The sequence below is a fragment of the Cellulomonas hominis genome (assembly GCF_005239125.1).
Classification (GTDB): Bacteria; Actinomycetota; Actinomycetes; order Actinomycetales; family Cellulomonadaceae; genus Cellulomonas; species Cellulomonas hominis_A.
In genome coordinates, this window is sequence record NZ_SZYE01000272.1 from 1 (window position 1) to 3,900 (window position 3,900).

At 78.0% G+C, this 3,900-nt stretch carries 6 protein-coding genes; 2 read left to right on the plus strand and 4 right to left on the minus strand.

Going from position 1 to position 3,900, the window contains the following annotated elements; all coding sequences use genetic code 11:
* Together FA014_RS18645 and FA014_RS18650 are read right to left on the minus strand one after the other, a co-directional pair.
* The coding region (locus FA014_RS18645) for an LLM class flavin-dependent oxidoreductase (RefSeq protein WP_154731110.1) at positions 1-563 on the minus strand (563 nt) is incomplete at its 3' end.
* Positions 560-1,504, minus strand: a complete 945-nt coding sequence (locus FA014_RS18650; RefSeq protein ID WP_154731111.1) for an LLM class flavin-dependent oxidoreductase — start codon at positions 1,502-1,504, stop codon at positions 560-562. The genes FA014_RS18645 and FA014_RS18650, both read right to left, overlap by 4 nt.
* A gap of 101 nt (positions 1,505-1,605) precedes the next feature.
* On the opposite strand from FA014_RS18650, the gene FA014_RS18655 reads away from it, so the two are divergent.
* A complete protein-coding gene (locus FA014_RS18655) occupies positions 1,606-2,100 on the plus strand; it encodes a MarR family winged helix-turn-helix transcriptional regulator (RefSeq protein ID WP_154731112.1) in 495 nt (164 codons plus the stop codon).
* Between the two features lie 23 nt (positions 2,101-2,123).
* On the opposite strand, the gene FA014_RS18660 is transcribed toward FA014_RS18655, so the two are convergent.
* A complete protein-coding gene (locus tag FA014_RS18660) occupies positions 2,124-2,528 on the minus strand; it encodes a MarR family winged helix-turn-helix transcriptional regulator (protein WP_154731115.1) in 405 nt (134 codons plus the stop codon).
* Positions 2,529-2,704: 176 nt separating this feature from the next.
* Here FA014_RS18660 and FA014_RS18665 point away from each other — a divergent pair, with 176 nt between their 5' ends.
* Positions 2,705-2,911 (plus strand): hypothetical protein, encoded by a 207-nt coding sequence (locus FA014_RS18665; protein WP_154731113.1) that lies wholly within the window; start codon positions 2,705-2,707, stop codon positions 2,909-2,911.
* A 59-nt stretch (positions 2,912-2,970) separates the two neighbouring features.
* Here FA014_RS18665 and FA014_RS18670 read toward each other — a convergent pair whose 3' ends face one another.
* Positions 2,971-3,762 carry a YcnI family copper-binding membrane protein gene (locus tag FA014_RS18670; RefSeq protein WP_154731114.1) on the minus strand — a complete coding sequence of 264 codons (792 nt, stop codon included), beginning with the start codon at positions 3,760-3,762 and terminating at the stop codon, positions 2,971-2,973.
* Positions 3,763-3,900: the final 138 nt, after the last annotated feature.

The window sequence follows — 3,900 nt, forward strand, 5'->3', positions numbered from 1 at the left end:
CAGCCGTCGGCGACCCGCGCGGCGAGCGTCCGCGCGCCGTCGTCCGCCGAGCCCGGTGTCGCGCCCAGCCACAGGGCGAGCTCGTGCGCGGGCGCCGGCCCCCGCTGCGCGCCCGGGACGCGGTGGTGCCGGCCCTCGTGCACGAGCGGGCCCGGCTCTGCCGCGGCCCACATGCCGCGCAGCACGTCGACGCCCTCGGCGAGCGCATCGAGCGCGTCGTCGGCGTCGGCGCCGCCGGTCCCGGCAGCGAGACCGGGCGTCACCCGCCCGCCCGCCAGGTGGTCCAGGCTCGCGACGGCCCGCGCGAGCACGGCGGGCGGCCGCCCGTCGAGCCGCAGGCCGCGCGTGGCGAGGTCGACCCGCCCGGTGGCTCCGGCGACCGCCCCGAGGACGGTCCACGCGTCGAGCGCGCCGCCGTCGTCGGTGCCGTCCGCCACCACCACGAGGTCCAGCCCCAGCTCCTCGGCCCGCCGCGCGAGCCGCACCGCGGCCCCCGGGTCGGCCGCGGACACCGGCAGCTCGATACCGAGCTGCAGGGGGTGCCCGAGGTCCGCGCCGCTCATGCCTGCTCCCCCGCGACGAGGGCGGCGGGCGCCACCCCGGCGGACCCGCCGCGCTCGGCGGCGACGATCTCGCGCACGGCCGGGGCGATCTCCTGCCCGAGGACGGTGAGCAGGGTGGGGTCGTCGCCCGTGGCGATGAAGGCGCTCATGCCGTGCTCGAGGGCGAGGACGGCGAGCTGCTCGACCCACTGCTCCGGCGGCCCGGCGAGCAGGGTGGCGGTGCGCGTCGCGGACAGCTGCCCGCCCACGTTGAGCAGCCGGCGCACGGCGCGCGGGTCGCGGCCGGCCCCGCGGGCGGCGTCGTCGATGCGCGCGTTGGCGTCGTCGAGGTCCTGCAGGCTGCTGAGGTAGCCGAGGGACGGCAGCCAGCCGTCGGCGTGCTCGCCGGTGAGCCGGAGCATGCGCGGCTTGTAGGCCCCGACCCAGATGCCGACGGGGTGGGCGGGGGCGGGGCCGCGCTTGGCACCGGCGATCGGCCAGTACTCGCCGGGCAGGTCGACGCGGGCGCGCTCACCGGTGTCCCAGAGCGCGCGGATGACGGCGATGGCCTCCCGCAGGGCGTCGACGCCCTGGCCGGGGGTGAGCCGTCGTCCGCCCATGGCCTCGATGGCGTCCCAGAAGGCGCCGGAGCCGAGCCCGAGCTCGACGCGCCCGCCGGACAGCAGGTCGAGGCTGGCGACGGAGCGGGCGAGGACGGCGGGGGGCCGCAGGGGCAGGTTGGCGACGTTCGGCGCGAGGGTGATCCGCTCGGTGCGCGCGGCGACGTAGGACAGCAGGGTCCAGGTGTCCAGGAACGACGGCTGGTAGGGGTGGTCCTGGAAGGTGGCGAGGTCGAGGCCTGCCTGCTCGGAGAGCTGGGCCAGCCCGACGACGCGCTCGGGAGCCGCGTTGCCCGGCGTGATGAACGACCCGAAGAGCAGGTCGTGGCCGTAGTCCGTCATGTCCGCCTCGTCTCGATCCGCCGACGATGCCGTCGGCTGCTCCGATCGTATGCTGCACAGATGATTGGCTCAACCACAGGCATGCGCGTACGATTCCCCGCATGACCGCGGCCGACGAGCACAGGGCGCACCCCGTCTCCGACCTGGGGTGGTCGCTCGGCGTGCTGCTCCGCGCCTACGAGCGCGCGATGGCCACGGCCGTCGAGGCGGTGCCGCACGGGTTCCGCGGGTTCCTCGTGCTGCGCGAGGTGGTGCGGGGTGCGCACCCGAGCCAGGCCGCGCTGGCGGCGAGCCTCGGGATCGACCGCACGGTGATGACCTACCTGATCGACGACCTGGAGCGGGCCGGCCTGGTCGAACGCCGGGTGGCGGAGGTCGACCGCCGGCAGCGCCGCGTGCACCCGACGGCCGCGGCGGCGACGCTGCTCGCGGAGCTGGAGCACCGGGTGGCGGCCGCGGAGGACGAGGTCTTCGGGGCGCTCGACCCGGCGGACCGCGGCACGGTGGGCCTGCTGCTGCGCCGCGCCGCGTGCGAGTACCGCGAGGCCGAGCCCGGCGACCCGTGCACGACGGTGGAGCACGCGCTGGGGCGCTGACACCTCGCCCGACCCGGGAGGGCTCAGGCCCCGCGCGCCTCCGCGTCCTCGCACGCCGCGAGCAGCAGCTGCGCCGCCTCGCGCACCTGCGTCACCTGGCCGAGGTCGAGGCGCAGCCCCTCGACCATCGCGGCGGGGATGCCGACGGCGCGCTCCCGCAGCGCCCGGCCGGCGTCGGTGAGCCGGATCGCCAGGGCGCGCTCGTCCGCGCCGCTGCGCGCCCGCTCGACCAGGCCCAGGGCCTCCAGCCGGCGCACCAGCGGCGACGCGGTGGCCGGCTCGAGGTGCAGCAGCCCGGCGAGCGCCTTGAGGCTGAGGTCGCCGTGCTGCCACAGGGCGAGCATCGCGAGGTACTGCGGGTGGGTGAGCCCGAGCGGCTCCAGCAGGGGCCGGTAGAAGGCCACGAGCGCGCGGGCGGCCGCGGACATCGCGAGGCAGACCTGCGCCTCGACGGCCAGCGGGTCGACCGCGAGCGTGCCGGCCGCGGGTGCGGCGGGCGCGCTCGCGGCGGCGGCCTGGTCGACGGGGGTCACGCGACGATGCTAGCCCGGATCATTCGTGCGCATATGATCAGGGCACTCAGCATCGACGGACGGGGCGGGCCATGGGCAAGATCGGCAGGGCGAACGACAGGCGCGAGGCGGCGCTGCTCAGCGTGTTCGGGCCGGCCCAGGTCGGCGACCCCCTGGCACCCGACCGCGAGGTCGCCGAGGCCGACCGCGAGCGCGACCACGCCCTGCGCACCGAGTTCGTGCGGGTGGTCGGCGCCGACGGGCGGTCGTACCTGGTGGAGCGCCCGGTCGAGGACTGACCCCCGCCGACGAGGACGCCCCCGCGACCGGTCCGGTCGCGGGGGCGTCGCACGTGCGGTCAGCGCGCCGCGGACCGCCGCCAGGCGAGCAGGGCGACGACGAGCGCGCCCAGCCCCGCCGCGAGGCCGAGGCCGCCGAGCACGACGGGCAGCGCGCCGGACCCGTCGCCGTCCGCCGCACCGGTGGCGGAGCCGTCCGCGGACGCGTCGCCCGCGCTGCCCGACGCGTCACCCGACGCGGCCTGGCCCTCCGCGGCGTCGTCGTCGGAGGCCTCGTCGTCCGAGGCCGCCGCGCCGTGGCCGCCCGCCGCCTCGGTCGTGGTGAACGTGGGCGCCGGGTGCTCGGGCTCGGCGTCGCCCTCGGCGACCTGGTCCCAGTCGACGACCTCGCCGTCGGCGTACTCCTGGTGGGCGGGCAGGACGAGGTCGGTACCGGCCGCGGGCAGGGGGCCGACGGAGATCGCGAACTGCTGGAACTCGCCGTCGCCGATGCCGGCGCCGTCCGCCGTCCAGGTCACGCTGAGCGGGGCCTGCGTGATCGTGGCGCCGTCGACCTCGACCGGCTCGGGCAGGTCGCCGCGCTCGACAGCGGCGGTCCACCCGGGCACCGGCTGGGTCGAGACGGACGTGAGCGGCGTCTGCGTGGGCAGGTCGACGGTCACCCGGGTCGTCGCCGAGGTGGGCGACTCGTTGGGGACGCGGAACGTCAGGACGGTCCAGCCGCCGGCGGCCGTCGCCTCGGGGACGACCCGGACGTGGGCGGACGCGACGGCGGCCGAGCCGAGCACGAGGACGGCGGCGAGGGCCGAGCCGGCGGCGGCGCGCGCGAGGGCGCGGGGGGATGCGGACATGGTGGTTCTCCTGGGGTGCGGCACGAGGGCGCGCCGCCGTGCCGCAGCGGGGCGGACGGGCGCGCGAGGACGGCGTGGCCCCCACCCCGCCGCGTACGGCGTCGGGGTGCTCAGGCCACGCGGGGGCGGGGCGCCGCC

Excerpts from the sequence above, each read along its gene's own strand:
- FA014_RS18650 (WP_154731111.1), bottom strand. The coding sequence starts at position 1,504 with ATGACGGACTACGGCCACGACCTGCTCTTCGGGTCGTTCATCACGCCG.
- FA014_RS18655 (WP_154731112.1), top strand. The coding sequence starts at position 1,606 with ATGACCGCGGCCGACGAGCACAGGGCGCACCCCGTCTCCGACCTGGGG.
- FA014_RS18660 (WP_154731115.1), bottom strand. The coding sequence starts at position 2,528 with ATGTCCGCGGCCGCCCGCGCGCTCGTGGCCTTCTACCGGCCCCTGCTG.
- FA014_RS18665 (WP_154731113.1), top strand. The coding sequence starts at position 2,705 with ATGGGCAAGATCGGCAGGGCGAACGACAGGCGCGAGGCGGCGCTGCTC.
- FA014_RS18670 (WP_154731114.1), bottom strand. The coding sequence starts at position 3,762 with ATGTCCGCATCCCCCCGCGCCCTCGCGCGCGCCGCCGCCGGCTCGGCC.